The following is a 26,377-nucleotide window of genomic DNA, read 5'->3' as shown; positions in this document are numbered from 1 at the left end:
CGATCTCAATCGTTCCTTTTTTTGTTTATAACTGACAGCTTGTTTTTGTCCTCAACTGTACATGCTAAAATAGAGCCTGTTTTGCGCTCATGAGATTCAATTTGTACAGGGGGTTTTTCGTTTGAGACAAAAATGGCAAAAAACAATCGCCTTAGTGCTTCTACCTATTGGATTAACGGCATGTGGTACAAATAACAATGCGGGTGTAGATACACGTCATAATCAATCAGGTCAGCCAGTTGGATACCACTCCAATCAACAGGCAACAGACAACAACCAAGATCATCAAGGACCAGTTTCTGAGCTTATGGAGGGAATGAACGGAAGAAATACAACGAATGTTGATGATCGTTCACGCCCTACACAGGATCAAGTGAGAATGCCACTTACTGGTGGAGATGGACGCTACAGTCATGGAGATATGAACTATCATAACCAAATGTCGTTCTCTGGCTACGATAAACAAGAGAACATCCAGCGTTCAAGAAAAATCGCCAACCGAGTGAACAAAATGAACCATGTGACAGACTCACAAGTTATGGTGACGGATGAAAATGTGTATATTGCTCTTAAAACAGATGGGCGCTTGACATCAGAGGGTGTATCACAAGTAGAAGAAGCAGCGACTCGTTATGCAGATGGAAGAGCTGTCCAAGTCATTAAAGACGAAGGCGCATTTACACGCTTCAGAGATATGAGAAAAACGCAATTTGAAACAGGTCAGACAGGCATGACCCGATAGGCTGGAATAAAAAAGGCTAAAGTTCATGACGAACTTTAGCCTTTCTTTAAAAATAAACTTTGATCCCGATATAAAATTCATAAAAGAAATAACAGCCAAATCCAAGTAATAAAATACCGGCAATAATGGATGTCCACTTAATCATGGTTCGGTTCATCACTTTTCTTGTTAGGGAAACAATCGTGAGAAGACCGATGTCATGAAGAAGAATCCCTGCCAAAATACCCGTAGCAGCCAATATAAATTCAGATGAATTTGTATTTTTATAAGCATCTGCCAGTACAGCACCAAACACAGATACCCAGAACACAAGGTTTCCAGGGGATACCGCGACGAGCAGCCCATTTCGGTATGTTTTAGCGAATGATTTATTCACTTTTTCTCCTGCTAAATGGATGTCTTGATCCGCATTTTTAATCGAATCGTAGGCAAGAATCATTAAAAAGATGGCACCGATCAGCCAGAGCGGAATTTGGATAAAGGGCAAAGATAAAAATTGAGCAAATCCAGCATATAAAGCCAAGATGAGCAATATATCGATGGTCATACCACCAGCGCCTACAGTTAATCCATGAAAGAATCCGTTTTTTAATCCCTGCTTTGTCATTTCAACCGTGATCGCTCCAACAGGTAGAGCAATTGAGAATCCAACGACGATAAATGTAAGAAATGTTTGCAATCGACTAGAACTTCCTTTGAATCATGTTTGTATAAAAATTCTCCGTTTAGATTAATTATACATAATAGGAGAAAAGGATCAATGATTATTTCTGATTTAATCGAAATGAGAGAGATAAATCGTGTATAGAAAGATGTATATCGTGAAGAGCATGTATTCATTGTAGGGGAAAGGAACTATTTTCCTGAAACTTCTTTTTTTCATTTCTCAGCTATGCTACACTGTTGTGGAAATCAATATAAGTGACTAGGGGTGCCCGGAAATGCGGGCTGAGAGAGAAGACAAGCTTCTTAACCCTTTGGACCTGATCTGGCTCGTACCAGCGTGGGGAAGTTGAAGATGATACATGTGCCATATGAATGGCATACATGTTTTTTTCTGACGACGAAACCAGGTTCTTTACATAGAATCTGGTTTTTTGCTGGTGCTGATTCCATCCTGACCGGTCACACGAAAAGAAGGAGAGAACAGCAAATGAATGAAAAGACAAATGTTCCATCAACGCAATCTTTATTATCAAATTTTGAAGGCAGTCGAAAGGTATATGAACAAGGTTCAAGACCTGACATTTTGGTGCCAAAAAGAGAAATCGTGCTCACAAATACAGTGACACAAGCAGGTGATATCCAAAATGAACCGATTCGTGTGTACGATACAAGTGGACCGTATACAGATGAGGAGGCTCATATTGATGTCACAAAGGGATTAAAGCGTCTGAGATCAAAATGGATTAAAGAAAGAGAAGATACTGAAAGCTATGAAGGGCGTCAAGTAAAGCCAGAAGATAATGGATATCGCTTGAATGGGAAAGAATCCTATCAAGCTGCCCATACAGATTTTCATCATGTGCCGCTCCGCGGGAAACAAGGTGCTTGTGTGACGCAAATGCATTATGCAAAAAAGGGGATTATTACGCCTGAAATGGAGTTTATCGCTTTGAGAGAACAGCTAAGTCCTGAGTTTGTTAGAGAGGAAGTGGCTAGTGGAAGAGCGGTCATTCCAGCGAATATTAACCATCCTGAAAGTGAGCCGATGATCATCGGGAAGAATTTTCATGTGAAAATTAATGCGAATATTGGCAATTCAGCTGTGACGTCGTCCATTGAAGAAGAGGTGGAGAAGATGACATGGGCAATTAGATGGGGGGCAGATACGATGATGGACCTGTCTACAGGAAAGGATATTCATACAACGAGAGAATGGATTATCCGCAATTGCCCAGTCCCAGTAGGAACTGTCCCGATTTATCAGGCACTTGAAAAAGTGAATGGAATCGCAGAAAATTTGACGTGGGAAGTATACCGAGACACATTAATTGAACAGGCAGAGCAAGGGGTTGACTACTTCACCATTCATGCGGGCGTCCTGTTAAGGTATATTCCGCTCACAGTCGACCGGGTCACAGGAATTGTTTCAAGAGGCGGAGCCATTATGGCAAGATGGTGTCTCGCTCATCATCAAGAGAACTTTCTGTATACCCATTTTGAAGAAATTTGTGAAATCATGAAAACGTATGACATTGCCTTTTCGCTTGGGGACGGGCTCAGACCGGGATCCATTGCGGACGCAAATGACGAAGCGCAGTTTGCAGAGCTGGAAACGTTAGGGGAATTGACAGAGATCGCTTGGAAACATGATGTACAGGTCATGATTGAAGGACCTGGTCATGTTCCAATGGATAAAATCAAAGAGAATGTCGATAAGCAGATGGAGATATGCAAAGAGGCACCTTTTTATACGTTAGGTCCTCTAACAACAGATATTGCACCGGGATATGATCATATTACATCCGCGATCGGTGCGGCGATGATCGGCTGGTACGGAACCGCCATGCTGTGCTATGTGACACCAAAAGAGCATTTAGGTCTGCCGAACAAAGAAGATGTAAGAGAAGGCGTCATCGCCTATAAAATTGCCGCACATGCAGCTGATGTAGCAAAAGGACATCCTGCTGCTCAAAAGCGTGATGATGCCTTATCGAAAGCGAGATTTGAATTCAGATGGCGGGATCAATTTCACCTGTCACTTGACCCAGAACGAGCGCTGGCATTCCATGATGAAACATTGCCTGCTGAAGGTGCTAAAACCGCTCATTTTTGTTCCATGTGTGGACCAAAGTTTTGCAGTATGAAAATTTCCCATGACATCCGCAACCAATCAGAAGAAGTGAAAAGAGAGATGGAGAAGAAGGCAAAAGAGTTTATCAATCAAGGTAGCCAAATCTATCAATCCTAAAAAAAACCTCGCACTCCTCTAGTGCGGGGTTTTATAAAACGGCTGAAATGGCTTTTCTCACGAGGTGGAAAAATGCTCTTACTGCAATCGCCATCGTTTCAATACTTGGGATGAGGGCATCTGTTAAATGAAACAGGACTGTTTGTCTCTCTGGAGATGTTCGTTTTTTCTTTTGTTTCATAAAGGCAGCCTCCTTTTCATTCAATATACATCTTTTGAACAGTATATAGATAGATATGTTGTGCGAATTTAAACAAAATTTAAACTTCTTGTGTTTAGAAGGAAAGAAGCAGGGGAAACGGATTGAATAGAGAATGAATGAAAAGAGCTGACCGATTTGGTTAGTGAACAAGACAGAGTGGAAGGTGATCTTATGATGAAAGTATTTAAGGTAACATTTCATATGAACAATGGGGAAGTGCTCGATTTCGAGCTAAAACGTCCAGCTACCTATGATGTGTATAAAAAAATTGAGGAAGCCAATCATTGGTTTAAGCTGAATAATGAAATCATTAACCTATTAAATGTGAATAGTATCCATGTAGAAACAGAATAAAACAGAAAGCCGCTCAAAGAGAGCGGCTTTCAGCGTGTAGACAAACCCTCGCATTCTTTGTCAGTCCTGCGTGCCGGTGCTCACGAATGTCAAATTCGCTCCGCGCCGGTACTCGTTCTTCCTAGACTGCAAAGGTTTTCTATCACGCTGAAAAGAAGACAAAGGGCTAAAATTAAGTTCATTTTAGCCCTTTGTCAACAATCTGAAAGCCGCTCTTTTCGAGCGGCTTTCATTATGCAGTAAAATCATTTCGGTTGTTCAGCTGACCTCGAGACAGCCAGTTTTTCTTATACAAATAGGCAATCACTTCAAGCCACAGCCGCGGCGCTTTTTTAGGGAAAAAAGGTTTTTGATAATAGGCGTATGCAGCTTTTAAATCATCCCATTGATGACATGTTTTCGTTTGCGTGAAGCGGGCGACGTCAATGACCCTGACGCGGCCATCCTTTGTTAAAATTAAATTTCGCAGATGAATATCAGAAGGATTTAAACCTTTCGCGCGTGCTTCTTCCAATGCATCATCTACTTGTTCAATCATTTGTTTTTTGATCGGAATTCCTTTTGTCAGGCATTCATAGAAAGTATAACCTTTAATATATTCCATTAAAATATACTGATCCCCAGACTCGTAAATCTCAGGATAATAGGAGGAGCCGGAAAGTTTTTCATAAATTGCAGCCTCTTTGCGGGCGATGTTTCGATAAGAAGGAAAAAAGACTTTTAACGCCATTTTCTTGCCGTCTTTTTTGTATGAAAATACATAGGCACTTCTTCCTTTGCCGCACAGCTCAAGCTCAGCCGGTTTAAAGACGAGCTTATTAAAACGCTTTTCTTCTTGATACTGAATCGATTCGGCTAATCTTTTGACATCTGACATTGACTTCACCTTCTTTGGTTTCAGTTTATGCGGCTGAAAAACGAATGATGAAAAAACCATGTAATTCGGTAGAGCAATGGATTGTATAAAACATAACATTTACGCACGAAGGATACAACGAAAGACTCTCATTATGTGTCAAGACATCGATTTGGTTAATGTTTAGGAAAATGGGTCAAACTACATATGTCATGCATCGATCTTATGTTCTAAAGAGGTGTAAATAGTGAAAGTGAAAATAAAGTATTTCGTTACAGGACTTATCATGACAAGTGTACTCTTTTTCGCTGTTGATATGGAAGCAGCAGAACACTTGCAAAAAGAGTCAAAAACCATCAACGTTCAGCTTGAAAAGGTCTATCTAGACGGCGATGTAAGTATTGAAAGACAGCGGGCATCATTAGAAGACAAAGACACATTTTGGGCCCAGTATAAGGGCTGGACATTGGTAGAACAGCGAGAGGATTTTGCCCTTTTTAGAAAACAAATTGACGATATATCACCTTTGAGTAAAGCAAATGGATATATCGGATTATCAGAAGACGGCGTGATTTCTACGTTTCATGGAAGGCCTGACGGGTGGGCGGAGCCTATTCATCTCTTTTTTCAAATTGATACGTCACGCTTGGAAAGTCATGTAGAGCAGCAGCTTGCACAAGGCATTCCGTTTCGAACAAAAGATGAATTTGAGCATGTGCTTGAAGTCATGAAACCTTACCGAAATGAACAATCGTTTTAATCGTATGACAGCTTGCTGGTGTGAAGACCGCAAGCTCTTTTTCATGGGTTAACTATGAAAAAAGGCTGAGCGAACGTATGTTAACTTTTATTACGGTTTTCTCTTCGATTTATGTTACAATGGAGAACAGTCAAAGAGGTGAAAACGGTGATAGAGTTTGTAAAAGGGACCATTGATTATGTGTGCCCGCAATATGTTGTCATTGAAAACGGCGGAGTGGGATATCAAGTCTATACCCCAAATCCGTTTATCTATCGAGTATCAAAACAAGAAACGATTTATACGTATCATTACATAAAGGAAGACGCTTTTTCGTTATATGGATTCCAAACACGAGAAGAAAAAGCGTTGTTCACAAAACTGTTAAATGTCACAGGGATTGGACCGAAGGGTGCGCTTGCGATTCTTGCTTCCGGTGACCCTGGCGCTGTCATTTCAGCGATCGAACGAGAGGATGAAGCTTTCCTCATTAAATTCCCGGGTGTTGGCAAAAAAACAGCACGTCAGATCATTCTAGATCTGAAAGGGAAGCTCGCAGATGTGGTGCCTGAAATGATAGGAAACTTATTTAACCACGAGGATCATATTCAAATTGAAACGCAGCAAAGCGCTTTAGATGAAGCGGTTGAAGCCTTAAGTGTCCTTGGGTATGGTGATCGTGAAATCAAAAAGGTTCTTCCTTTATTAAAAGAAGAGAAGAATCTTACAACCGATCAATATGTGAAAAAAGCTTTACAAAAAATGTTGAAATAGGGTGATGTCTCATGGATGAACGGCTCGTCTCAACTGAAGCAGACAACCATGAATCAGCCATTGAGCAAAGTCTGCGTCCACAGACGCTTAGTCAATATATTGGCCAGCAGAAAGTAAAGGATAATCTCAGCGTATTTATTGAAGCTGCCCGGATGAGGCAGGAAACACTGGATCACGTCCTTTTATATGGACCGCCGGGACTTGGAAAAACAACGCTTGCGTCGATCATTGCCAATGAAATGAATGTTCAGCTGCGTACAACGTCTGGACCAGCGATTGAACGCCCTGGCGATTTGGCGGCGATCTTAACATCTCTTGAACCTGGCGATGTTCTGTTTATTGATGAAATTCATCGCTTGCAGCGTTCAATAGAGGAAGTGCTATATCCAGCGATGGAGGACTTTTGTCTAGATATCGTGATTGGAAAAGGAGATACAGCACGCTCTGTGCGGCTTGATTTACCGCCATTTACGCTTGTAGGTGCTACAACCCGTGTTGGGCTTTTAACAGCGCCGCTTCGTGATAGGTTTGGGGTTCATGCAAGATTGGAATACTATGAGCAAAGAGATTTGGCTCACATTGTAGCAAGAACAGCCGAGCTGTTTGAGATTGGGATCGACATTCGTTCAGCTGAAGAGATTGCAAGAAGATCTAGAGGCACACCGAGGGTCGCCAATCGTTTGCTCAGAAGAGTAAGAGATTTTGCGCAGGTGCTTGGAAATCATGCGATCACACAAGACATTGCAGAAGATGCTCTTGAGCGTCTGCAAGTTGACAGACTCGGACTTGATCATATCGATCATAAGCTGCTTTTAAGTATGATTGAAAAATTTAGAGGCGGTCCTGTTGGACTTGATACGATCTCAGCGACAATTGGAGAAGAATCACATACGATTGAAGATGTGTACGAACCGTATTTACTGCAAATTGGTTTTCTGCAAAGAACACCAAGAGGGCGGGTCGTCACAAGAGAAGCGTATGAACATTTTCATATGGAGGTTCCGATTCGTGACTGAATTCCCTAAAATGTTGATGATTTTAGGTGGTGTCCTTTTTGCCGCAGGTTTAGTGTTTCAATTGGTTGGGAAACTTCCAGGCGATATTTTCGTGAAAAAAGGGAACGTAACGTTCTTTTTTCCTATGATTACATGCATTGTCATTAGCATCGTCCTAACCATTTTACTCAATGTCTTCGGACGGATGAAATAACGTTAACTAGTTAACTACAGAATAGGTGAAGGAAATGAAGTTAGAACTATTTGATTTTGATTTACCAGAAAGATTGATTGCACAAGTGCCGCTTGAAAAAAGAGATGCATCAAGACTGATGGTCTTAAATAAACAAACAGGTGACATCACACATGATACATTCTCGCAAATCACAGATTACTTTCAAAAGGGTGATTGTCTCGTTTTAAACAATACACGTGTATTGCCTGCACGTCTGTTTGGAACGAAAGAGGATACGGGTGCTAAAGTGGAGCTGCTTCTTTTGAAACAAGAAGAAGGAGACAAATGGGAAACGCTCGTGAAACCAGCAAAACGTGTGAAAAACGGAACAGTCATTACATTTGGTGATGGACGATTAAAAGCGGTATGTACAGAAGAACTGGAACATGGCGGAAGAAAAGTTGAGTTTCAGTATACAGGCATTTTTTATGAAGTACTTGAATCTTTAGGTGAAATGCCGCTGCCTCCGTACATTAAAGAGCAGCTTGACGATCGTGAGCGTTATCAAACCGTTTATTCCAAAGAGGTTGGTTCGGCTGCTGCGCCTACTGCCGGTCTTCACTTTACAAATGAACTGCTGGATGCACTGAAAGCAAAAGGAGTGCATATTGCGTTTATTACGCTCCATGTAGGGCTTGGCACATTTCGACCGGTCAGTGCTGAACGCATTGAAGAACATGAAATGCACGCAGAGTTTTACGAAATGAATGAAGAAACGGCAGAAGAGCTTAATCGCGTGTGCAAAGAAGGCGGGCGGATTATTTCAGTCGGAACAACTTCGACAAGAACGCTTGAAACCATTGCAAGTGCTTATGATGGTGAATTCAAAGCGTCAAGCGGCTGGACGTCGATTTTTATTTATCCAGGCTATACATTTAAGGCAATTGATGGCATGATCACGAATTTCCACTTGCCAAAATCGTCTTTAATTATGCTTGTCAGTGCATTAGCTGGACGAGAACACGTCCTAAAAGCGTACAATGAGGCTGTAAAAGAGGAATACCGATTCTTCAGTTTTGGCGATGCCATGCTGATTCAATAACATCATACAACAAAGACAGGAGGGCTCATTTTTGTCGCAATTACCGATACGTTATGAGTTCATTAAATCATGCAAACAAACAGGTGCACGTCTTGGGCGCGTTCATACACCGCACGGCTCCTTTGAAACACCTGTATTTATGCCAGTTGGTACACTGGCTACAGTGAAAACAATGGCGCCTGAAGAGTTAAAAGCGATGGAGGCAGGCATCATTTTAAGCAATACGTATCATCTATGGCTGCGCCCGGGGCATGACATTGTCAAAGAAGCAGGCGGCCTGCACAAATTTATGAACTGGGATCGAGCGATTCTCACTGATTCAGGCGGATTCCAGGTGTTTTCTTTGAGTGAATTTAGAAAAATTGAAGAGGAAGGCGTTCACTTCCGTAATCACTTAAATGGAGATAAGTTGTTCCTTTCTCCTGAAAAAGCGATGGAGATTCAAAATGCGCTCGGCTCAGATATTATGATGGCATTTGACGAATGTCCTCCGTACCCAGCAGAGTACGATTATATGAAACGTTCTGTAGAGCGGACAAGCAGATGGGCAGAGCGCTGCTTAACAGCGCACCAGCGTCCAGAGGATCAAGGACTGTTTGGCATTGTACAGGGCGGAGAATACGAAGAGCTTCGTAAACAAAGTGCAAAAGATCTTGTTTCACTTGATTTCCCAGGCTATGCCATTGGAGGTTTATCTGTTGGTGAACCAAAAGACGTGATGAACCGAGTGCTGGAGTTCACAACGCCATTTTTACCGGATGACAAGCCGAGGTACTTAATGGGTGTCGGCTCACCAGATTCATTAATTGACGGCGCGATTCGCGGTGTCGATATGTTTGACTGTGTACTGCCAACGCGAATTGCAAGAAATGGTACGCTCATGACAAGTGAAGGACGCCTTGTTGTGAAAAATGCTAAATATGAGCGTGATTTCAGACCAATCGATGAAAACTGTGACTGCTACACATGTAAAAATTACACACGCGCTTATATTAGACATTTGATCCGTACAAATGAGACGTTCGGAATTCGATTAACAACTTATCATAATCTTCATTTTCTGTTAAAATTAATGGAGCAAGTGAGAGAAGCTATCCGTGAGGATCGTTTAGGTGATTTTAGAGAAGAGTTTTTTGAGCGTTATGGCTTTAACAAGCCGAATGCGAAAAACTTTTAACGCATAAACGAAAAGCTTTACAATGCTTTAGAAAGGGGTGAGATAGAATGGATGGTGGTATGGGTTCAATCATTATGATTGTTGTCATGTTTGCTGTGCTTTACTTCTTGTTAATCCGTCCACAGCAAAAGCAACAAAAAGCTGTGCGTCAGATGCAGCAATCTTTATCAAAAGGCGATAAAATCGTCACAATCGGTGGTTTACACGGTGAAATCGACTACATTGATGAATCAAAAGTGGTCATCAAAACAAGCGAAAACAACCGTTTAACTTTCGACCGACGTGCTATTAGAGAATTAGCTGACAAAGGTTAATCCTCCAATACATAGCGATAAAAAAAGAGCGATATCATTCGCTCTTTTTTTATTTGCCCCGAAGATTAACGCCAATCATTCCCCCTAGCATACAAATTCCCAAAAAGGCTGCATGATAGATGAATTGTTCTGGTGAAAAGGTTTCTCCAAACCCTAAATATTGAAATAAAAAAACAGTGAGTGAAAAGATAAAAGAGGTCATGGCGCCAATGAGCCAGCCCCGTTCCTTTGCTTTCCCTCCAGAAATCATACCTCCTAGAAAAAGTGCCGCAAAGGACAAGATCATGATCATCCATTTAAACGATGATTCCTGCATACTTGTGAAGGTAAGCATCAGTGATACAAGTAAGCTTGTGACAATCATCACGACAAAAATAGCAATTAAGCCAGATAAAATGCCTTTTCCTATTTGTTTCGTTTCCTGCATGTGATTCGTCTCCTCTCCAATTGACCGAAGCTTGTCTTTTACTAAAATGTATTCACGGAGAAGAAAAAATAGACATGTTTCTCGTGATAAAAACCGAGGCTTTCTTTTCTACATAAATAAAGTGTTTTGACACAAGCTATGGTGGAGAAGGAGGGTTTACATCATATGCAGGACATCTTAATTATCTCCATGAGAACAATCATTTTATATTTTCTCATTTGGTTTATCTTTCGTTTAATGGGCAAAAGGGAGATTGGGGAACTGAGTATTTTAGATCTTGTTATTTTTATGATGATCGCTGAAATTGCGGTGCTCGCCATAGAAGAAGTAGAGGATCACATGTTACATACAGTATGGCCGATCCTGCTGTTAACCTTCATTCAAATCACCCTTGCCTATTTGTCACTAAAATTCCAAGGTGTCCGTCGTTTTCTCGACGGTAAGCCGGCCCTGCTCATCATCAACGGAAAAATAGACGAGGGTGCGATGAGAAAACAGCGATACAATTTTGATGATTTGCTGATTCAATTAAGAGAAAATAACATCGATAGTATCCAGGATGTCTCATATGCCATCTTAGAGCCTTCAGGAAAGCTCGCCGTTGTTGAAAAAGAAAACAAGCGCAAACATGCAGCGCTTGAGCTCCCGCTTATTGCAGACGGTGTGGTTCAGCATGATCATCTCAAGCAGATCAACCATGATGAACAGTGGCTGATAAAGGAGCTTGCCAAAAGAGGCTATCATGATATCGAGCAAATCTCTTACTGCAGCTTTAATCAGAAGAATTTTTATATTGATTTGAAAGATGAAATTATAAAGAAAAGATGAGCTACAGCAGCTTCCCAATAAACGGGATGCGGCGCAGCTCTTCTCGTTTCACTAGCCCAAGACAGATTAATAGAATGACATACAGCACGCACGTCAAAAAGATCATCATGACAAGCTCTAAAGGTGCGGAAAAGAGTCCGCTCGCTTGATGTTTCATCCATAAGCTGACTGCCCCAGTGCCGATGATCACAAGGACGCAAAGTCCATATTCTTTTAATGGTAAATGAATAGGCAGCACTTTACCGACAGTTGCCGCATGGAGCAACGTGACAAGAACGATGCCAATGAGGATCGCAAGCGCTGCTCCCATAATGCCAAAGCTTGGCTGTGAAGCAAGAACAAAGATCATGCCTGTTTTCACAACAGCTCCTATCAAACTGTTGGTCATCGCTGCCCCCGCTAAATTTAATGCTTGAAGGACAGCCTGCAGCGGCCCTTGAAAGTAATAGAGCAAAAAGAAGGGCGCCATGAATTTTACATAGACAGCGGCATGAGATGAACCATACATGAAGAGGGTTAAATTTTCTGCATACACGAAAAGGATAATACATGAAATGCCCCCGCTTAATAAACAAAGGCGCATCGCCTGCTTGAGCCGGTATTCGACCGTTTTGCGTTTGTTCTGTTCCATCCCCTCACTAATCGCTGGAACTAGTGCGGTGGAGAGAGAATACGTGATAAAACTAGGAAGTGTCAAAAGGGTGAGCGCAAGTCCCGTCAATTCTCCATACTGCCTTGTTGCTTCCACAGCTGCATAACCGGCAATCGCAAGGCTTTGTGCGACTACAATCGGTTCTAAAAACCAAGAGATATTGCCGATGAAACGGCTGCCTGTCGTTGGCAGGGCAATACTCATGAGCTGCTTAAACGTATCCTTTCCATCATGAATTGCCTTGAAAAAACGTTTTCGGATACGGATGGTCTTTTTATAACGAAAGGCAATCAGTAAGTAAGCAAGTGAAATCATTTCCCCGATGACAGATGAAATCATAGCGCCTGCTGCTGCGTATTCAATTCCATAAGGCAGGAACGCTGTTGTACATACTGCCACGAGTGAAATTCTTGCGACCTGTTCTAGTACTTGCGACATCGCAAGCGGGCTCATTTGCTGTCTTCCTTGGAAATAGCCCCTTAACACACTAGAGATCGCAATAACGGGTACGACGGGTGTAATGGCAAGCAGAGGATAGACCGTTCTAGGATCTGTCAGCATATTTTCCGCCATAATAGGGGCAAACCATAAAAAGAGCGGCGTGAAAATCAGGCTGAGTGTTCCTGTTATTGCAAGGGACATCACTAGAATGCGTTTTGTTTTCTGTTTGTCACCACGGGCTTCTGCTTCTGCGACTAGCTTACTAATAGCAACAGGAAGTCCGAATTGTGTCAGCGTCACGGCGAGAAAAAAGGTAGGCGCTGCCATCATATAAAGCCCTACGCCTTCTTCACCAATGAACCTTGCAATCACAATTCGATTGACAAAACCCAATATTCTTGTAATAAAACCTGCTAAAATTAAAATAATCGTCCCTTTTAAAAACGTTTGCTTCGTCAAATCACAGATCACCTGCCTTCTCAAACGACATAGAATCATATACAATAAGATATGCGTGTATATCGTCCAAGCATGACAAGTCTCTCGATAAAAAACTGAAAAGGGGGAGCCTCACAATGACACAACATCCGGCTGCTATATACAAAGACCATCTAAAGCCTTTTCTGTTCAGTAAGCTTGAAGAATTCATCGTTTTGGGCTATAAAGATGTAGATTTAGAGGAATTATGGTCATACTTAGAGAATAAGAAGTGGAAGAAAAAACAAGAGTATCCGATTCATGAAATGGTTGCAGATATTTTATCTGTGAAAATTGGCGAATTTATGAACTATGCAACCGTTCAGTCGTTCAAAACGTCTGCTTTTTTGGACAGTGAAGATGGCAAGAATATGCTGGACGAACTGTTGAAATAAGCCATCTAAATGGATTCAGGTGTTTAAGGAGGAAATACATAATGAAAAAAGGGCGCATACTTGCGTTTTTCTTAGTGGTTCTGTTAATCGGAACTGGTGTGGGCTTATTAACGAAGCCCGTTGCGAAAGATATGACGCTAGGGCTGGACTTACAGGGTGGATTTGAGGTTCTGTATGATGTACACCCAGTGAAAAAAGAAGACAAGATCACAAATGGTGTTCTCGTCAGTACAGTAGAGGCTTTAAACCGAAGAGCCAACGTGCTTGGGGTCAGTGAGCCGAACATTTCGATTGAAGGAAACAACCGTATCCGCGTACAGCTTGCGGGTGTAAAAGATCAAAACAGAGCACGGGAGATTCTATCGACTGAAGCACAGCTTTCCTTCAGAGATACGAATGACAAAGAACTCCTAAACGGATCTGATCTTGTTGAAAATGGTGCAAAACAAACATTCAATCAAACGAATGAGCCGATCGTGACGGTCAAACTAAAGGATGCGAAAAAGTTTGGTGACGTGACAAAAAAAGTAGCGGCGATGGCACCAAACAATCAGCTTGTCATTTGGCTTGATTATCATAAGGGAGATTCCTTCAAAAAAGAAGTCTCTAAATCAAATCATAAGTATGTATCTGCGCCGAATGTAAACCAAGAAATTAACAGCAGTGACGTACAAATCGAAGGAAACTTTACGGTTCAAGAGGCAAAAGACCTTGCGAGCATTTTAAATGCCGGCGCATTGCCAGTAAAATTAACCGAAAAATATTCAACATCTGTGAGTGCACAGTTTGGTGAGCAAGCACTAAACGAAACAGTCTTCGCAGGAATTGTAGGAATAGCATTTATCTTCTTATTCATGCTGTTTTATTACCGATTACCAGGTCTTGTTGCTGTCATTACACTGTCAGCTTATATCTATATCACACTGCAAGTCTTTGACTGGATGGGGGCGGTCATGACACTGCCTGGAATCGCTGCATTGATTCTTGGGGTAGGGATGGCTGTCGATGCCAACATTATTACGTATGAGCGGATTAAAGAAGAGCTCAAGCTCGGTAAATCTGTCCGTTCTGCTTTCAGATCGGGTAACCGCAGATCGTTTGCCACGATCTTTGATGCAAACTTAACAAGTATTATTGCCGGCGGGGTTCTATTCTTCTTTGGAACAAGCTCTGTCAAAGGGTTTGCAACCATGCTTATCCTATCAATTTTGACAAGCTTTATCACGGCTGTCTTCCTATCAAGATTCCTTCTTGGCTTACTTGTAGAAAGCCGTTATCTCGATCGCAGAAAAGGCTGGTTTGGTGTTCGTCAGAAAGACATCATTGATATTCATGAAACAACTGAAAATACTGAACCGAAAACACCATTTGATAAATGGGATTTCGTCAGCAAACGTAAAGGCTTTATGATTTTCTCAGCAGCCATTACCATTGCCGGAATCATTGTGCTGTCGATCTTCAAGCTCAATGCAGGTATTGACTTTGCAAGTGGTACTAGAGTTGATATTCAAAGTGACCATAAACTGTCAACAGAACAGGTGGAGCAAGATTTTAAAAAGCTAGACCTTGAGACAGACAGTGTTGTGTTATCGGGGCAAAAAGAAAATCAAGCAGCAGCTCGATTTGTCGGTGTTCCGAATAAAGAAAAAATTGCTGAAGTGAAAGATTACTTCAAAGATAAATACGGAACGGAGCCTAACGTAAGTACAGTGTCTCCGACAGTCGGAAAAGAGCTGGCACGTAACGCATTATACGCTATCATCATTGCTTCGATCGGGATTATCTTATATGTATCTATCCGATTTGAGTATAAAATGGCGATTGCAGCCATTGTCTCTCTGCTATACGACGCATTCTTTATCGTTGCCTTCTTTAGTATTACGCGCTTAGAGGTGGATGTCACCTTCATTGCAGCGATACTCACGGTCATTGGGTACTCGATCAATGACACGATTGTCACCTTCGACAGGGTGCGTGAGCAAATGAAGAAACGCAAACCGAAAACGATCGAAGATTTATCGTACATTGTGAATTTAAGTTTACAGCAAACCTTTACGCGTTCTGTGAACACCGTGCTTACCGTACTTGTAGTGGTGATTGCACTTCTCATTTTCGGTTCAGCATCTATTACAAACTTCTCCATTGCCTTACTTGTCGGCCTATTAACAGGGGTGTATTCATCCCTTTACATTGCGGCACAAATTTGGCTGATATGGAAAGGTCGTGAGCTGAAAAAGCCGGCGAAAATCGACACAGAACAAGATATTTAAACAAGAAAGACTGCCAGCTTGGCAGTCTTTTTTTCATGCATCATATTTGTCAACGTCACAACAATAAGATGATATGTAAAAACATTTCGGGTTTCATTGATCTTGAAATGGTCTTTTGCTATAATGACATACGTTTAGATCAGTATAGAAAGCAAGTGTCCGTTTGGGGCATTTCGCTTTTATTCATTGGAGGGGCTGTTATGAAGGTTCGGGAAACTGAACTGCCAGGTATCGGTCACAAAGCCGAAATGATCACAAGAAATAATGAGAAGCTTGCCATTATCACACATGATGACGGCAGAAGAGAGATGTATCATTTTCAAGAAGATGATCACGAAGAATGTATTTCTGGTATCTTGCTTAGCGATGAAGAAGCAAGACAAATCTCGGCTATTTTAGGCGGCATGGTCTATAAACCAAAAGCGCTTGAGACAGTTGAGGTGGCCATTGATGAACTCATCATTGAATGGTTTAAGATTGAAAAGAACGCACCGGCTGTTAACCAGACGATCGGAGACCTGAGTGTTCGCCAAAATTATCAAGTAACAGTCATCGCCATTGTGAGAAAATCACATGAGAAAATTTTAAACCCAGGACCAGATACGGTGATTGAAGAAGGAGACACCCTTGTCATCTCTGGAGAAAGAAAAGAATTAAAGAGCCTTATTAAAGAAAAACTCAGCAGCTAAGCGCCCATGCTGATAGAAAACCTTCCACCATGTTCTTTCTGTGTTTAAAAAGGACAAGAAAGAGGGAAGAATAAAAGAAAAAGCTTGGGGGATTTGTAGATGAATAAACAACAATGGACCATCATACTCGCATTTATTTTCGTATTAATTGTCTCAGTATTTGCTGTTATTAACGTGCGGCCTGTACAGGTAGACTACTTATTTGGAACGGCTGAATGGCCGCTGATCCTTGTCATTATCGGTTCTGTTCTGATGGGCGGACTCATTGTGGCTTTTGCGGGGATTTTCCAAATTGTGAAACTAAAACGTGAATTAAAAGCATTAAAAGCTGAACGTGCAGCCACTGTGACTGCCCCTACTGCTTCTCCAAAAAAGGTAGACAAAGACGTTCAAAAGAAAACGAATGTCACACCTTTAAAAGAACAGCCAGCGTCTTTTGACCGGAAGGAAAAATAATCTTCCAGTACAATTTCATAAAATAAAAATTGAAACCCCTCAGTCCACTCTAGTATAATAGTGTGGTTGAGGGGTGAATTTATGTTATTATCCAAAATGCGTTGGGAATATGAACATCCTAGCGAAGAAAAAGTGAAATCACTCTCTGAAAATCTGAATATTTCAGCGCTGACTGCATCACTTCTTGTACAAAGAGGGCTCGAAGAAGTAGAAGAAGCGAGGTCTTTTTTATTTGATCAAAAAGCCGAATTTCATGATCCATTCTTATTAAAAGGAATGAAAGAAGCAGTAGAGCGCATCAACAAAGCGATCGAAGAGCAGGAATCGATTGTGATCTTCGGAGATTATGATGCAGATGGTGTGACAAGTACTTCTGTACTTTTACATACACTTAAAGAACGATCTGCGAAGGTAGACTTTTATATTCCAGATCGATTTAAAGAAGGATATGGGCCAAACGAACAGGCTTTCCGATATATCAAAGAGCAAGGAGCATCGCTTGTCATCACTGTGGATACAGGGATCGCTGCTGTAAATGAAGCACGTATTGCAAAAGAAATAGGATTAGACCTGATCATCACAGATCACCATGAACCAAGCGAGGAACTGCCTGAGGCACTTGCGATTGTACATCCTAAGCAGCCAGGGTGTGAGTATCCGTTTAAAGAGCTGGCGGGTGTCGGTGTTGCGTTTAAAGTGGCACATGCACTCCTCGGTAAACTCCCAGTAGAATTATTAGATCTTGCTGCAATCGGTACAATTGCGGATCTTGTCCCGCTGCATGATGAAAATAGATGGATTGCCAAAAAAGGTCTGATGCAGCTTCGTCAATCTAGACGGCCTGGATTAAAAGCGTTATTAAAAGAAGCAGGCGCCACTCTTGAAGAAGCAAATGAGGAAACGGTCGGCTTTCAAATTGCGCCAAGGCTGAATGCTGTTGGACGAATTGAGCAGGCAGATCCGGCTGTTCATCTTCTCATGACTGAGGATATGGATGAAGCAGAAGAACTCGCTCGTTTTGTACAAGAATTGAACAAAGAACGGCAGAAAATTGTGAGTACGATCACGGAAGAAGCCATTCAAATGGTCGAAGAGACAGGCGCTGACCAGTCTGCTATCGTCGTAGCAAAAGCTGGCTGGAATCCAGGCGTTGTCGGCATTGTTGCCTCAAAATTGACGGATACATTTTCTCGTCCGGCGATTGTGCTTGGAATAGATGAAGAAACGCAGATGGCGAAAGGGTCAGCACGAAGTATTCCTGGCTTTGATTTATTTTTCCATTTGAGCAAGTGCCGTGACATCCTGCCGCATTTCGGTGGACACCCGATGGCAGCTGGAATGACACTTCAAGCGGATGATGTTCCTTTACTTAGGGAAAGATTGAATCAATATGCAAATGAAACGTTGACAGAAGAAGATTTCATTCCAATTCAACGGGTCGATGCAGTATGTAAAGTGGACGAAATGACGGTGCAAGCCATTGAAGAAGTGGGACTGCTGTCCCCGTTTGGCATGCAGAATCCTAAGCCGTTCATTATGATTGAAGACGCCCAGCTTGAAGACATCCGAACGATCGGGGCCAATCAAAATCACATTAAAATGTCACTAAAAGACGAAGACAAGCTGCTCGACTGTGTCGGTTTTCACCAAGGCAAACTAAAAGAAGAACTTGTCCCAGGGAGTCAAATCTCTGTCGTTGGCGAGGTCTCGATTAATGAATGGAATAACCGAAAGAAACCTCAGCTCATGCTAAAAGACGCTAGAGTCGATGAATGGCAGCTGTTTGATTTACGCGGGAAAAAAGATTGGGAAAAGAAAGTATCAACACTTGATCCAGCAAAAACAATGGTCTTCTGTTTTGACGAAGAAACAAAAAAGCAATCGGAGCTGGTGGATATTCCGATTCACCTTATTGATGCAGAAAATGTATCCACGTTTGATGTGCAGGAAAAGTATGTGATCTTTGCCGATGTTCCTGCCGATGAACACTTGCTCAAGCTGCTTTTAGAAAATCAACAACCAGCAAGAATTTATACGGTGTTTCAGCGGAAAGAAGATCACTTTATGTCCTCATTCCCGAGCCGTGATCAATTCAAATGGTTTTATGGGTTCTTGTTCAAACGGGGAAGTTTTCCTATTAAAGAACAAGGCATGGAGCTTGCCAAACATAGAGGTTGGACAAAAGATACAATCATTTTTATGACAAAGGTGTTTTTTGAACTCGGTTTTGTTAAAATAGAGAATGGTGTGCTGTCAATAGTGCGTGATGCCCCTAAAAAAGATTTAACCGCATCATCGTCTTATACAGCAAAACAACGATTGATGGAACTCGATCAAACACTAACATATTCCTCAGCCAAAGAGCTGAAGGAATGGCTGAATAGCATGATGAGCGAAGTCTCACCTGTGCTTTGACGTACGAGGAGGAAAAGGAAAAGATGGATTTAAAACAATATGTGACAGTTGTACCTGACTACCCAAAGGAAGGTGTACAATTTAAAGATATTACAACGTTAATGGATAAAGGCGAAGTGTACCGTTATGCAACGGATCAAATCGTTGAATACGCGAAGGAAAGAGACATTGATCTCATTGTTGGACCTGAAGCGCGTGGATTCATTATTGGCTGCCCTGTAGCATACGCACTTGGTGTAGGTTTTGCCCCAGTTCGTAAAGAAGGAAAGCTTCCTCGTGAAGTCATCAAAGTCGATTACGGTTTGGAATACGGTAAAGATGTATTAACGATTCATAAAGATGCAATTCGTCCTGGTCAGCGTGTACTGATCACAGATGATTTGCTTGCGACAGGTGGAACGATTGAAGCATCCATCAAGCTGGTTGAAGAATTAGGCGGCGTTGTGGCAGGGATTGCATTTTTAATTGAGCTGACGTATCTTGATGGCAGAAAGAAGCTTGACGGTTACGACATCTTGACGTTAATGCAATACTAATGGAGTTTTACGAAAAAAGCACTCAGTAAGAAGGGTGCTTTTTTCCTATCAAAAATCTTTTAGCGGACTTCTTCTCTTTACATCTATCGAATTTTTCTTGATAATAAACTACAATACAGTTTTCATTTAAAAAGGTGATTCCATGGCGAACGAACAAGTTTTAACGGCGCAGCAGGTCATTGATAAGGCAAGAGAATACCTGTCCGCTGAACATATTCAATTTATAGAGCGTGCATACGAATATGCTGAAAATGCTCACAAGGAGCAATACCGGAAATCCGGTGAGCCCTATATTATCCATCCTATTCAAGTGGCGGGAATTCTTGTTGATCTTGAAATGGACCCTTCGACCATTGCTGGCGGCTTCTTGCATGATGTTGTCGAAGACACGGATGTGACATTAGAAGATTTAAAAGAGCATTTTAACGAAGAAGTAGCCATGCTTGTTGATGGTGTGACAAAGCTCGGAAAGATTAAATATAAATCACAAGAAGAACAACAGGCTGAAAACCATCGTAAAATGTTTGTTGCAATGGCGCAGGATATTCGCGTCATCTTAATTAAGCTGGCAGACCGTCTTCACAATATGAGAACACTCAAACACCTTCCGCAGGAAAAGCAACGAAGAATTTCAAATGAAACCCTTGAAATCTTTGCACCGCTTGCGCACAGATTAGGGATTTCAAAGATTAAGTGGGAGCTTGAAGATACAGCCCTCCGCTATTTAAATCCGCAGCAATACTACCGGATTGTGAATCTCATGAAGCGCAAACGAGCGGAACGTGAGGAATACTTGGACGAGGTTGTCAATGAAGTAAAAGACCGCGTGTCTGAGGTGAACATTAAGGCTGAATTCTCCGGCAGACCGAAACATATTTATAGTATTTATCGAAAAATGGTCATGCAAAATAAGCAATTTAATGAAATATATGATTTGCTGGCTGTACGTATTTTGGTTGACAGCATTAAAGACTGCTATGCGGTACTTGGTATTATTCATACATGCTGGAAGCCGATGCCAGGCAGATTTAAGGATTATATTGCGATGCCAAAGCCGAACATGTATCAGTCTCTTCATACAACGGTGATTGGTCCAAAAGGGGACCCGCTTGAAGTTCAGATTCGTACAGTGGAAATGCACGAAATTGCTGAATACGGAATTGCCGCACATTGGGCGTATAAAGAAGGCAAAGAGTCAGCAGAATCGACGGAAGAAGCCGTTTTCCAGAAGAAGCTGTCTTGGTTTAGAGAAATCCTTGAATTCCAAAATGAATCCACAGATGCGGAAGAATTTATGGAATCGTTAAAAATCGATCTCTTCTCTGATATGGTGTTTGTATTTACACCAAAAGGTGACGTCATCGAGCTGCCGTCTGGTTCCGTACCAATTGATTTCTCATACCGGATTCATTCGGAAATTGGGAATAAAACAATCGGAGCCAAAGTCAACGGTAAAATGGTTACACTTGATCATAAGCTAAAAACAGGTGATATTATTGAAATTCTGACTTCTAAGCATAGCTATGGACCAAGCCAGGATTGGGTCAAACTTGCCCAAACCTCCCAAGCGAAGCACAAGATCAGACAGTTTTTCAAGAAACAGCGCCGTGAAGAAAATGTCGAAAAAGGCCGAGAACTTGTGGAGAAAGAAATCAAAAACCTTGAGTTCGATGTTAAAGACATCTTGACCGCTGAAAATCTGCAAAAAGTGGCCGATAAATTTAATTTCTCAAATGAAGAGGACATGTATGCAGCCGTTGGTTATAACGGAATTACGGCACTCCAAGTCGCCAATCGTTTAACGGAAAAAGAAAGAAAACAAAGAGATCAGGAAGAACAAGAGAAAACCGTTCAAGAAGTGTCTGTAGAGTCAAAACCATATCACGGGAAAAAACGGGAAGCTGGCGTGCGAGTGAAAGGCATTGATAACTTGCTTGTCCGTTTATCTAAGTGTTGTAATCCTGTTCCTGGTGATAGCATTGTTGGCTTTATTACAAAAGGCCGTGGCGTATCTGTTCACCGTGATGACTGTCCGAACGTGAAGACAGGAGAAGCGCAGGAACGGTTAATCCCGGTTGAGTGGGAGCATGAACAGCCTGCTCGAAACCGTAAAGAATACAATGTGGAAATTGAAATATTAGGATATGACAGACGCGGCTTACTTAATGAGGTGCTTCAAGCAGTCAACGAAACCAAAACGAACATCTCGTCGGTTTCTGGTAAGTCTGATCGTAACAAAGTGGCGACGATCCATATGGCGATCTTTATCCAAAATATTAACCATTTGCACAAAGTGGTCGAACGCATCAAACAAATCAAAGACATTTACTCAGTTCGCCGATTTATGAATTAGAAAGGAAGTATATCGTCTATGAGGCTTGTTGTTCAGCGTGTGACGAGTGCATCTGTGAAAGTAGAAGAAGAGATCACAGGTGCCATCAATGAAGGCTATATGGTGCTCGTTGGGGTTACACATGAAGACACAGAAGAAGATGTGCATTACTTAGCTGAAAAGCTCGCACACTTGCGTATTTTTGAAGATGAAAACGGGAAAATGAATCATTCTTTGTTAGATGTAAAAGGGAGTGTACTGTCTGTGTCTCAATTTACCCTTTATGGTGATACGAGAAAAGGCAGACGGCCGAACTTTATGAAAGCTGCCAAACCGGATGTAGCGAATTCACTTTACGAATGCTTCAATGAAACGCTTAGAGAAAAAGGCATCCATGTTGAAACTGGACGTTTTGGGGCGATGATGGACGTCTCATTGACCAATTCGGGGCCTGTCACCATGTTGATGGACAGCAAAGAATAGAAAGACATTAGACTGTAGATAAACTCTTGCTGAGAGTTTGTTTAGAGTCTTTTTCTTTTGGTATCAAAAAAGAGGCGCGCGGCCTCTTTTTTCTATCGGAAATATTGTTTTAATCCTTCTGTCATTCCTTCTGTCACTCGTTCTTGGTAAGAGGCGCTATAAATGATCGCTTCTTCTTGAGGATTGCTTAAATAGCCGAGTTCATATAAAAGGGAAGGGCGCTTGTTTTCTCTTAAAACAAAATAATCTCCAAATTTGACTCCTTTATCAGGGATCTGTGATCGTTTTGCGACTTCCGTATGAACGCTTGTCGCCAGACGTTCATCTTTGGATGCCTGATAATAATATGCGGTGCTCCCTCTGATACTTTGGTCCATAAAACTATCATAATGAAGACTAATAAATGCATCTGCATTTCGGTAATGTGAAGTGGCAACCCTCGATTGAAGGCTAATGAATGTATCATCACTTCTTGTTAAATAGACATTTGCTCCAGAAGCTCTTAACTTACCCGCCAGCAAATGAGCGGTTTTGATCGTGATATTCTTTTCAAATGCACCGTCTGCGCCGATTGTGCCGCTGTCTTTTCCGCCATGCCCAGGATCAAGAACAATTGTTTTGCCTTTTAAAGATCCAGTGCCAGACGATGAATCCTGCTGAGGTCTTGGTGCTTCGCTGCTATTTTTCTTTGTTTGAACGACCCAGCTTGCCACGTAGCCTGTTCCGCCGTTTGATAATGTCACCTCGTACCAGTCACCTTGCGTACGAACAATTTGATAAGCAGCTCCTTTTGTTGCTCTTTCTGCAATTCCAGCAGAGGTAGAAGCGCTTTTTCTAATATTCGTTCCATCATAAACGATGTACGCTTTCTGATGAGATGACGAAGAGGATGAATTCTTTTCAGGTGCTGCACTTGTTCCTTGGTTTGAGACAATATAATAACTTGCAACCCAGCCTTTAACGCCTTTTGCTTCGATTTCATACCAGCCATTTTGCTCCCGTAAAATGGTGACTTGAGTGTTGCGGGAAAGTGAAGCGGCCACTTGTGCGTTTGGTGCCGCCGATTTTCGAACATTCAAGCTTGATACGCCAACTGTGCCGGACTGTTTAGAACGAGCGGGCTCAGCTGAACTGGATGAAGAAGCGTTTTGTCCGCCAGAAATATAATCAGAGTGGACCCAGCCTTCCGCTTGTTTGTACGATATTTTTGTCCATTCGCCGCTTGTGTCCAGCTTTTTAGCGGAAGCGCCCTGCGGGAAAGTGCCAATGACTTGATAGGAAGTCCCTGGGCCTGTCCGAATGCGAAGGTCAGAGGCTGTTGACGTAATTGAACTGCTTCCTTGCGTACTTTGACCTTGCGTCTTTTGCTTAGCAGGCTTTTGTGCATCAGATGACTTGGTAATCAGCCATGAGACGACCCAGCCTTTTTGTCCGTTCGATAGCGCGATCTGTACCCATTCTCCTTGTTCAGTGAGAATCGGGTAGCTTTCTCCTCGTTTCACAACTGCTGCGATCCCGTAGCTTAAACCAGGTCCGGTTCGCACATTGATTTCATCTGTTGCAACGACAGCTTGATCTGTTTGAGCCGTCGCATGTGTCATTGGCCAAGTGCTGGCAATGAGGACAAAACAGGTGAGCAGCAACATCATGTGATGGTGTGTTTTCAGATTCAAAACGGTGTTTTCCCCTCCCTTGTAAAACCGATGAATGTTAATTCGTTATGTAATGGATGAATTCCTTGCAGTTTCCCTAATAAAATTGAATCAATCTGTTTATACTAGATAAAAATGTGATAAAAGGATGTACAAACATGAGATTAAGCAGAAAATTAGGACGAGTGCAATATAATGGACATCGTGATATCGACCGCTGGCAGCACGACGAAATGGATCAACCAGGCTTCCTTGAAGAAACGGCATCTGAATACGGATGCACGTCAAAAGAAGAGCTGGAAAAGAAAAAGAGACACGGCAAGGGTTGACAGAGTGGCAGCACCGACCTTATTATAATATAAATCAACACACTTGAAAATTTAAAATGTGGAACTGATGATAGAGAATAGTAGGGTAAATTGCGTGAGCAGAGAGGAATCGCCTTAGGCTGAAAGCGAATCCGCATGGCATTTATCACGAAAGAACACTCTGTAGGTTTCCTGCTGAACACTCAAAAAATGAGTCATTAGGCGGAGAACGTGAATCTGCGTTAAGGATTTGAGCGGGAACATGGCTAGATCATGTTCCAACTAGGGTGGCACCACGGGTATAACTCTCGTCCCTACTATACACATAGTAGAGGCGGGGGTTTTTTATATGTCCACATAAAAAATGAATGATGGTCGTAGGAGGACGAAAAATGAGTTTTAATATTCCAAGAGGCACACAGGATATTTTACCGGGAGAATCAGAACGCTGGCAGTATGTTGAACAAATTGCGAGAGATACATGTGCAGCCTTTCAATACAAAGAAATCCGCACACCGATTTTTGAGCATACAGAACTGTTTGCACGAGGAGTAGGCGAGTCAACAGATATCGTTCAAAAAGAGATGTACACATTTGAAGACAAAAAAGGACGTAGCATCACACTTCGCCCAGAAGGAACAGCTTCAACTGTCCGTTCTTATGTTGAAAATAAACTGTTTGCACAGCCTTCACAGCCTACAAAGCTGTACTACATTGGACCAATGTTCCGCTATGAGCGTCCGCAAACGGGAAGATATCGTCAATTTTATCAATTCGGAATTGAAGCGATCGGTTCAAAAGATCCTGCCATTGATGCAGAGGTCATTTCATTAGCGATGAGTGTGTATGAGAAAGCAGGTCTTTCCAACTTAAAACTCGTCATTAACAGCCTTGGTGACAAAGAAAGCCGTGCAGATTACCGTCAAGCACTTGTTGAGCATTTTGAACCAAGAATTGATGAATTCTGTCACGACTGCCAAATTCGTTTACATCAAAATCCATTACGTATTCTTGATTGTAAAAAGGACCGCGATCACGAACTGATGGCAACGGCACCATCCATTCAAGATTACTTAAATGAAGAATCACGGACTTATTTTGAAAAAGTAAAACAATACTTAACCGATCTAGGCATTGAATATGTCGTCGATCCGAACTTAGTGCGCGGTCTTGATTATTACAATCACACTGCCTTTGAGATTATGAGTAATGCAGAAGGCTTTGGCGCGATCACAACATTAGCCGGCGGCGGCCGTTATGATGGACTTGTTGAAGGAATTGGCGGTCCTGAATCACCAGGTATCGGCTTTGCGATGAGTATTGAACGTTTCCTATCAGCGATTGATGCAGAGAAGATTGAGCTTCCTGTTCAAGACGGCATTGATTTATATATTGCGGCATTAGGAGATCAAGCAAAAGATTATGCTGTTGGCTTATTGAATCGCCTAAGAAAAGAAGGCATTTCAAGTGAAATGGACTATACAGGGAAAAAGCTAAAAGCACAATTTAAAGCGGCAGACCGCTTGAAAGCCAAGTTTATTGCAGTTCTTGGTGAAGATGAGCTGGCGCAGCAAATTGTAAATGTAAAAGATACGACAACGGGTGAGCAAATTGAAGTGAAGCTTGATGAGCTGATTCAAATGATGAAAGCCCACCAGAAAGCGTAAAGAAG

At 42.0% G+C, this 26,377-nt stretch carries 27 protein-coding genes, 1 riboswitch and 1 other annotated feature; of the genes, 21 read left to right on the top strand and 6 right to left on the bottom strand.

The features are described 5' to 3' along the window. Positions 1-121: 121 nt before the first annotated feature. On the top strand, positions 122-742 hold the full coding sequence (locus NSQ64_RS14290; RefSeq protein ID WP_008342769.1) for a YhcN/YlaJ family sporulation lipoprotein: 621 nt from the start codon (positions 122-124) through the stop codon (positions 740-742). A gap of 46 nt (positions 743-788) precedes the next feature. On the opposite strand, the gene NSQ64_RS14285 is transcribed toward NSQ64_RS14290, so the two are convergent. Further along, the gene (locus tag NSQ64_RS14285; protein ID WP_041090919.1) at positions 789-1,421 is read right to left on the bottom strand and encodes a LysE family transporter; all 633 of its coding nucleotides are present in this window, start codon (positions 1,419-1,421) and stop codon (positions 789-791) included. 238 nt (positions 1,422-1,659) lie between these two features. After that, positions 1,660-1,769: riboswitch (TPP riboswitch) on the top strand. Between the two features lie 126 nt (positions 1,770-1,895). Here NSQ64_RS14285 and thiC point away from each other — a divergent pair. Further along, positions 1,896-3,656 (top strand): phosphomethylpyrimidine synthase ThiC, encoded by a 1,761-nt coding sequence (gene thiC / locus NSQ64_RS14280; protein WP_144667308.1) that lies wholly within the window; start codon positions 1,896-1,898, stop codon positions 3,654-3,656. Between the two features lie 31 nt (positions 3,657-3,687). Here the strand turns inward: thiC and NSQ64_RS14275 are convergent, their stop codons facing one another. Continuing rightward, entirely contained in the window at positions 3,688-3,837 is a 150-nt protein-coding gene (locus NSQ64_RS14275; protein WP_162835670.1) for a hypothetical protein, read from the bottom strand. A 192-nt stretch (positions 3,838-4,029) separates the two neighbouring features. Between NSQ64_RS14275 and NSQ64_RS14270 the strand changes: the two genes are divergently transcribed. Further along, complete coding sequence (locus NSQ64_RS14270) at positions 4,030-4,212, top strand: hypothetical protein (RefSeq protein WP_008342761.1); 183 nt, start codon at positions 4,030-4,032, stop codon at positions 4,210-4,212. Between the two features lie 232 nt (positions 4,213-4,444). Here NSQ64_RS14270 and NSQ64_RS14265 read toward each other — a convergent pair whose 3' ends face one another. Further along, positions 4,445-5,089: a serine/threonine protein kinase gene (locus NSQ64_RS14265; RefSeq protein WP_017367714.1), complete on the bottom strand. Its 645-nt coding sequence runs from the start codon at positions 5,087-5,089 to the stop codon at positions 4,445-4,447. Between the two features lie 226 nt (positions 5,090-5,315). Between NSQ64_RS14265 and NSQ64_RS14260 the strand changes: the two genes are divergently transcribed. The 7 genes from NSQ64_RS14260 to yajC all read left to right on the top strand — a co-directional run bounded on the left by NSQ64_RS14260 (position 5,316) and on the right by yajC (position 10,344). Continuing rightward, positions 5,316-5,828 (top strand): intercompartmental signaling factor BofC, encoded by a 513-nt coding sequence (locus tag NSQ64_RS14260; RefSeq protein WP_008342756.1) that lies wholly within the window; start codon positions 5,316-5,318, stop codon positions 5,826-5,828. 147 nt (positions 5,829-5,975) lie between these two features. Then, positions 5,976-6,581: a Holliday junction branch migration protein RuvA gene (gene ruvA, locus NSQ64_RS14255; RefSeq protein WP_024718387.1), complete on the top strand. Its 606-nt coding sequence runs from the start codon at positions 5,976-5,978 to the stop codon at positions 6,579-6,581. A gap of 11 nt (positions 6,582-6,592) precedes the next feature. Next, the gene (gene ruvB / locus NSQ64_RS14250; protein WP_007501501.1) at positions 6,593-7,597 is read left to right on the top strand and encodes a Holliday junction branch migration DNA helicase RuvB; all 1,005 of its coding nucleotides are present in this window, start codon (positions 6,593-6,595) and stop codon (positions 7,595-7,597) included. Next, the gene (locus tag NSQ64_RS14245; protein ID WP_341017043.1) at positions 7,590-7,790 is read left to right on the top strand and encodes a DUF2905 domain-containing protein; all 201 of its coding nucleotides are present in this window, start codon (positions 7,590-7,592) and stop codon (positions 7,788-7,790) included. Before ruvB ends, NSQ64_RS14245 begins: the two co-directional genes overlap by 8 nt. 34 nt (positions 7,791-7,824) lie before the next feature. Further along, a complete protein-coding gene (gene queA, locus NSQ64_RS14240; protein WP_236809982.1) occupies positions 7,825-8,853 on the top strand; it encodes a tRNA preQ1(34) S-adenosylmethionine ribosyltransferase-isomerase QueA in 1,029 nt (342 codons plus the stop codon). Between the two features lie 31 nt (positions 8,854-8,884). Then, entirely contained in the window at positions 8,885-10,030 is a 1,146-nt protein-coding gene (gene tgt / locus NSQ64_RS14235) for a tRNA guanosine(34) transglycosylase Tgt (RefSeq protein WP_008342748.1), read from the top strand. Positions 10,031-10,077: 47 nt separating this feature from the next. Next, positions 10,078-10,344 (top strand): preprotein translocase subunit YajC, encoded by a 267-nt coding sequence (gene yajC, locus NSQ64_RS14230; RefSeq protein WP_003216659.1) that lies wholly within the window; start codon positions 10,078-10,080, stop codon positions 10,342-10,344. Between the two features lie 49 nt (positions 10,345-10,393). Here the strand turns inward: yajC and NSQ64_RS14225 are convergent, their stop codons facing one another. After that, entirely contained in the window at positions 10,394-10,771 is a 378-nt protein-coding gene (locus tag NSQ64_RS14225; protein WP_007501492.1) for a TIGR04086 family membrane protein, read from the bottom strand. A 165-nt stretch (positions 10,772-10,936) separates the two neighbouring features. On the opposite strand from NSQ64_RS14225, the gene NSQ64_RS14220 reads away from it, so the two are divergent. Next, the gene (locus NSQ64_RS14220) at positions 10,937-11,599 is read left to right on the top strand and encodes a DUF421 domain-containing protein (RefSeq protein WP_024718383.1); all 663 of its coding nucleotides are present in this window, start codon (positions 10,937-10,939) and stop codon (positions 11,597-11,599) included. Position 11,600: 1 nt separating this feature from the next. Here the strand turns inward: NSQ64_RS14220 and spoVB are convergent, their stop codons facing one another. Next, on the bottom strand, positions 11,601-13,151 hold the full coding sequence (spoVB, locus tag NSQ64_RS14215) for a stage V sporulation protein B (protein WP_019743030.1): 1,551 nt from the start codon (positions 13,149-13,151) through the stop codon (positions 11,601-11,603). A gap of 116 nt (positions 13,152-13,267) precedes the next feature. Between spoVB and NSQ64_RS14210 the strand changes: the two genes are divergently transcribed. The 8 genes from NSQ64_RS14210 (at position 13,268) to dtd (ending at position 22,745) form a co-directional block, all read left to right on the top strand. Further along, on the top strand, positions 13,268-13,564 hold the full coding sequence (locus NSQ64_RS14210) for a post-transcriptional regulator (RefSeq protein ID WP_003216788.1): 297 nt from the start codon (positions 13,268-13,270) through the stop codon (positions 13,562-13,564). A gap of 41 nt (positions 13,565-13,605) precedes the next feature. Continuing rightward, the gene (gene secDF / locus NSQ64_RS14205; RefSeq protein ID WP_017367708.1) at positions 13,606-15,834 is read left to right on the top strand and encodes a protein translocase subunit SecDF; all 2,229 of its coding nucleotides are present in this window, start codon (positions 13,606-13,608) and stop codon (positions 15,832-15,834) included. A 200-nt stretch (positions 15,835-16,034) separates the two neighbouring features. Further along, positions 16,035-16,523 (top strand): cation:proton antiporter regulatory subunit, encoded by a 489-nt coding sequence (locus NSQ64_RS14200; RefSeq protein WP_008342734.1) that lies wholly within the window; start codon positions 16,035-16,037, stop codon positions 16,521-16,523. A 99-nt stretch (positions 16,524-16,622) separates the two neighbouring features. Next, the gene (locus NSQ64_RS14195) at positions 16,623-16,979 is read left to right on the top strand and encodes a LapA family protein (RefSeq protein WP_025207709.1); all 357 of its coding nucleotides are present in this window, start codon (positions 16,623-16,625) and stop codon (positions 16,977-16,979) included. An 81-nt stretch (positions 16,980-17,060) separates the two neighbouring features. Then, on the top strand, positions 17,061-19,394 hold the full coding sequence (gene recJ, locus NSQ64_RS14190) for a single-stranded-DNA-specific exonuclease RecJ (protein ID WP_035390967.1): 2,334 nt from the start codon (positions 17,061-17,063) through the stop codon (positions 19,392-19,394). 23 nt (positions 19,395-19,417) lie between these two features. Continuing rightward, the gene (locus tag NSQ64_RS14185; RefSeq protein ID WP_008342729.1) at positions 19,418-19,930 is read left to right on the top strand and encodes an adenine phosphoribosyltransferase; all 513 of its coding nucleotides are present in this window, start codon (positions 19,418-19,420) and stop codon (positions 19,928-19,930) included. A gap of 142 nt (positions 19,931-20,072) precedes the next feature. Further along, the gene (locus NSQ64_RS14180) at positions 20,073-22,283 is read left to right on the top strand and encodes a RelA/SpoT family protein (RefSeq protein ID WP_008342726.1); all 2,211 of its coding nucleotides are present in this window, start codon (positions 20,073-20,075) and stop codon (positions 22,281-22,283) included. 18 nt (positions 22,284-22,301) lie between these two features. Next, the gene (gene dtd, locus NSQ64_RS14175) at positions 22,302-22,745 is read left to right on the top strand and encodes a D-aminoacyl-tRNA deacylase (RefSeq protein ID WP_008342725.1); all 444 of its coding nucleotides are present in this window, start codon (positions 22,302-22,304) and stop codon (positions 22,743-22,745) included. A 92-nt stretch (positions 22,746-22,837) separates the two neighbouring features. Here dtd and NSQ64_RS14170 read toward each other — a convergent pair whose 3' ends face one another. Continuing rightward, positions 22,838-24,418: an SH3 domain-containing protein gene (locus NSQ64_RS14170; protein ID WP_341017037.1), complete on the bottom strand. Its 1,581-nt coding sequence runs from the start codon at positions 24,416-24,418 to the stop codon at positions 22,838-22,840. A 137-nt stretch (positions 24,419-24,555) separates the two neighbouring features. On the opposite strand from NSQ64_RS14170, the gene NSQ64_RS14165 reads away from it, so the two are divergent. After that, the gene (locus NSQ64_RS14165) at positions 24,556-24,726 is read left to right on the top strand and encodes a YrzK family protein (RefSeq protein WP_003216250.1); all 171 of its coding nucleotides are present in this window, start codon (positions 24,556-24,558) and stop codon (positions 24,724-24,726) included. 58 nt (positions 24,727-24,784) lie between these two features. Next, positions 24,785-25,024, top strand: a binding site (T-box leader). 73 nt (positions 25,025-25,097) lie between these two features. Continuing rightward, complete coding sequence (hisS, locus tag NSQ64_RS14160; protein ID WP_072368032.1) at positions 25,098-26,372, top strand: histidine--tRNA ligase; 1,275 nt, start codon at positions 25,098-25,100, stop codon at positions 26,370-26,372. Positions 26,373-26,377: the final 5 nt, after the last annotated feature.

Source organism: Bacillus sp. FSL W8-0183 (assembly GCF_038006825.1).
In the GTDB taxonomy this organism is placed as follows: Bacteria; Bacillota; Bacilli; order Bacillales; family Bacillaceae; genus Bacillus; species Bacillus altitudinis.
This window is presented reverse-complemented; position numbering and strand designations above follow the sequence as displayed.